This is a genomic window from Streptomyces sp. iso_384 (assembly GCF_056172905.1).
This window is the reverse complement of record NZ_JBWBTT010000028.1, coordinates 1-3,704: the sequence shown is the minus strand read 5'-3', so window position 1 is coordinate 3,704 and position 3,704 is coordinate 1. Positions and strand designations below refer to the sequence as shown.

Annotated in this window: 4 protein-coding genes; 2 read left to right on the top strand and 2 right to left on the bottom strand. The window is 67.5% G+C overall.

Features of this window, described 5'->3' with window-relative positions:
* On the bottom strand, nucleotides 1–1,079 hold a 1,079-nt coding region (locus tag AC0VY3_RS37875), incomplete at its 3' end, for an aminotransferase-like domain-containing protein (RefSeq protein WP_475552000.1).
* Nucleotides 1,080–1,209: 130 nt separating this feature from the next.
* Here AC0VY3_RS37875 and yczE point away from each other — a divergent pair.
* Nucleotides 1,210–1,851 (top strand): membrane protein YczE, encoded by a 642-nt coding sequence (gene yczE, locus AC0VY3_RS37870; protein WP_475551999.1) that lies wholly within the window; start codon nucleotides 1,210–1,212, stop codon nucleotides 1,849–1,851.
* Nucleotides 1,852–2,170: 319 nt separating this feature from the next.
* The gene (locus AC0VY3_RS37865) at nucleotides 2,171–2,416 is read left to right on the top strand and encodes a hypothetical protein (RefSeq protein ID WP_097867722.1); all 246 of its coding nucleotides are present in this window, start codon (nucleotides 2,171–2,173) and stop codon (nucleotides 2,414–2,416) included.
* 279 nt (nucleotides 2,417–2,695) lie between these two features.
* Here AC0VY3_RS37865 and AC0VY3_RS37860 read toward each other — a convergent pair.
* On the bottom strand, nucleotides 2,696–3,704 hold a 1,009-nt coding region (locus tag AC0VY3_RS37860; RefSeq protein ID WP_475551998.1), incomplete at its 5' end, for a Dyp-type peroxidase.

Here is a 3,704-nt window from a genome sequence, read left to right as displayed (position 1 = left end):
CGTTGCGACCTGAGTTGCTGGAGCGTGTCCGGCCGCCGGGTTTGGTGCTCGTTCAGGAGGACGGCTGCGGCGAGCTGTTCGACGACGGGGGTGCCGAGGTCTGTGGTGGGACGGGCTTGTTCGACGCGTTCCAGGAGAGAGGGCAGCGCGCGAATCCAGCCTATGCGTAGGCCGCCCCAGATGCTCTTGGACACGGAGCCGATGCTGATGGCTGCTGGCATGTGCAGCGCGAGAGGTTCGGGGCTCGGCACGTCCAGAGCCAGATCGGTCATGGTCTCGTCGACGACTGTTGGACACGCGAGCTTGAGCTTTTGGCGCACGCTGGTGGGCATGCACATCCCGGTCGGGTTGTGAAAGTCAGGTATCAGGTAGCCCAGGTTCGCGGCTTGCCCTGCAGCTTGGAGTTGCTCGGTGTCCCAGCCGGAAGACGTCACGGCGACGGGCAGAAGTCGGGCGCGCGCTTGAGTGAATGTCGTGATCGCGTGTGGGTAGGTCGGATGGTCGATGAGAACTCTGTCGCGTGGCGACAGGAGTATGCGCGTCAGAAGAGCGAGCGCGTGCTGTGCGCCGTTGGTGATCAGGATGTGATCGGGCCGGGTGGGCAGTCCTCGCCGCTGATACCAGCGGGCGACTGCTTCGCGCAGCTCCGCGGTGCCGTATCGGTCGTAGCCGTGCCGCTCGAAATGTCGTGGCAGCTGTTCGAGAGCGGTCGCGAACGCAGCATGGAGGATTTCGACGGGCGCAGCCGGCGCGGCAAATGACAGGTCGATAGTCTCTGTGCCCGTGCCAACCGGGTGCTCGAACGTGGTGTCATCAGGCAGCCGTACCGTTGCCCTGGTACGTGCCTGTGTGGCGAGGTATCCGTGCTCGACCAGGGTGCGAAATGCGGTCCCGACGGTGGTTCTGCTGGTGCCGAGTGCGACAGCCAGGTCACGCTCGCTCGGCAGGGCCGCACCGAGGGAGAGGCGTCCATCCAGGATGAGCAGACGCAGCCTGTCGGAGAGACGTTGATGCGCCGGCCCCGGCCCCTCCTGCCAGGTCCCCAACATCCGTGCTACCGCATGCGAGCTGATTTTCACCAGACCAGCATAGCCAATCTGGCTATGGAATACAGGTCCAGATCACCTAGAGACTCGCCATATGGCACCTCCCGCTTCCACGACGCACACTTCCGTCCCGGCTCGCCAGGACCCACCCCTGCTGCCGCGCATGAACGCATTTGCCCAGGTCCGGGCGGCCCGAAAGGCACGTCGGGTCCCTCAGCTCCTGCTCGGCTTGATGGGATACGGGGCCGCCGTCATGCTGCTCGTCCAGTCCGGGCTTGGCGCGGCCAGCTGGAACGTGCTCACGGAAGGCACCGCCAAATCTCTTGATATCTCGTTCGGTTGTGCGACGAACCTGATCTCGCTGCTTGTGCTCATTGCATGGATCCCCCTGCGAGAACTGCCCGGGCTTGGCACGCTCCTCAACGTCGCGATCGTCGGCTTCGCCGCAGATGCCACCGCCACTGTGCTCCCCAACCCACAGGGGCCACTCGCCGAGATCGGATATCTCGCCCTCGGCCTTGTCGCCCTGGCATTCTTTGACGCGCTCTACCTCGGCGCGCAGTTCGGGTCGGGACCACGCGACGGCATCATGACTGGACTCGTTCGGCTCACCCACCTACCCGTCGCCCTTGTGCGCACCGGCATCGAAGTCGCTGTTGCCTGCGCCGGCTGGCTTCTGGGTGGAGTCGTCGGGGTCGGCACGGTGCTGATCGCACTGTGCATGGGGCCCCTCGTCGGCTGCTTCCTGCCGCTGGTAGCGGTTCGCCTTCCTGCTGCTTCTGCACCCCCACGGCACACCCGATGACCGTGAAGAGACAATCGCTTCACCGCAACGCCCCGCTGTCTGTTGAAGGCCGACGCCGCCTCGTCGAACGCTGTAAAGATTCAACCGTTCGGAGCAAAAGTGCTGGTTGAGGGCGGTGCGAAATCCGACAGCGGTGCGGCGGCCTGCGCCCTCCACGAAGTCACCAGACGGCGCCCCGGGTGCCACCGGGCATCCCGCCCCGCGATGCCCGGATCGGGGAAGCCGCTGGAGCGTTGGGCGGCAGAGTTCCAAGATGCCGACCCGGTGCCCAGCAGCGACGGTGGATGAAGACCGTTTCCCTGCGTCCCTTGGAAGATTCATGATCGTCAAGATGCTGCACGAGAAGGGCCTGAAGGCCGAGCACGCCTACACCGCGGCGTTCGCCTCGATCGGCCTGTCCGTCGTCTCCTGGTACGGATCGATGAAAGTCGAGCCAGCTGGCACCGCGCGGGCCGACCGGTGGGGCATCTTCGTCGGCGAGTGGGCACCCACCTTCTTCGCCCTCGGCCTTGCCCTGGCGAACTACGAACGCGACCACGACCTCCTCCACCCCATCACCCACTGACCCCTGCCCCTGCCCCTGGGAGCTGGAGTCCCGGCCGCAGTGCCGCCGCCTGGACGGAGCGGGGCAGGACGGCCGGCGGAGATGCGAGCCATCCGGCCCGGCACGAGGGGCAAAAAGGCGGGCAACAGACCGGGCCGCGCCCCACCCCGCAGCGCCCGGCCCGCTCCTTCCGACGCCGCCAGAGGAGCTTGAAGTACGTGATGCCGCGACCGTTGTGGGCCGGTGCGAGCAGCTTCAGGCTGTCCCAGATGGGCTTGGTCAACATCCAAGCCTGGGCTCTCAGGGGGCGAGCAGAGTGGAGCCGTACCAGTCCGAGGCGTCGGACACCCCTGGCAGTGCGAGGAAGTAGCCGCCGCCCGTCGTGGTGCTGAAGTCCGCGAACCGCTCGCCCTCCAGCCGCTTCTGCACGGTCGCGAACTGCCGGGCGATGTCCCGCTGGTAGCAGCAGAAGACCAGCCCCACGTCGAGCGTCCCGTCGGGCGCGAGGCCCCGGTCGAGGTTGTAGCTCCGGCGCAGCAGGACCGAGTCCTCGGTCCCGGCGGTCCGTGGATTGGCCCGACGGATGTGGGAGTCGAGCGGTGTGAGCCGTCCCTGCGGGTCTCGCCCGTAGTCGGGCAGGTCGCTCTCCTTACGTCCGTCCAGCGGTGCCCCGGTCGACTTGCGGCGGCCGAAGATCCGCTCCTGCTCATCCAGAGGTACCCGGTCCCACGCCTCGGCCCGCAGCCCGATGGTGCGCAAGACCTGGTAGCTCCCGCCGCGCGCCCAGCCCGGCCCCTCCGGCCCGACCCAAATCAGCCGGTCCATCTCCCGCGCCGACGCCGTGTCCGGGTGCGCGGTGCCGTCCTTGAAGCCGACGAACGACCGCGGGGAGCCCTCGGGGCGCGGCGGGTTCAGGAAGCCGTCGACCCGCCACCGGGTCCGCAGCAGCCCCGAGGTCTCCCGGGCCAGATCCCGTACGACGTGGAGGACGGCGTCCGGGTGTTGGGCGCAGACCTGCACGGAGAGATCGCCGTGACAGTTTCCCTGATCGAGCCGGTCTCCAGGGAATTCCGGCATCCGGACGAGTCCGGGTGGAAGCGCCCCCGCCAGCCCGTACCGTCCGTCGAAGAGTGAGGCACCCACCCCGACGGTGATGGTCAGTCGGTCCTCAGGGCCTTGTAGCGCTGCCACGTCCGGGTCCAGCGGTGTGACACCCGCCGTCAGGGTGCGGCACCGGGTGGTCAGCCTTTTGAGGAGCTCCGCCAGCTCGGCCCGGTCATGTGCGAGCACGTCGAAGGCGACGAAGCCG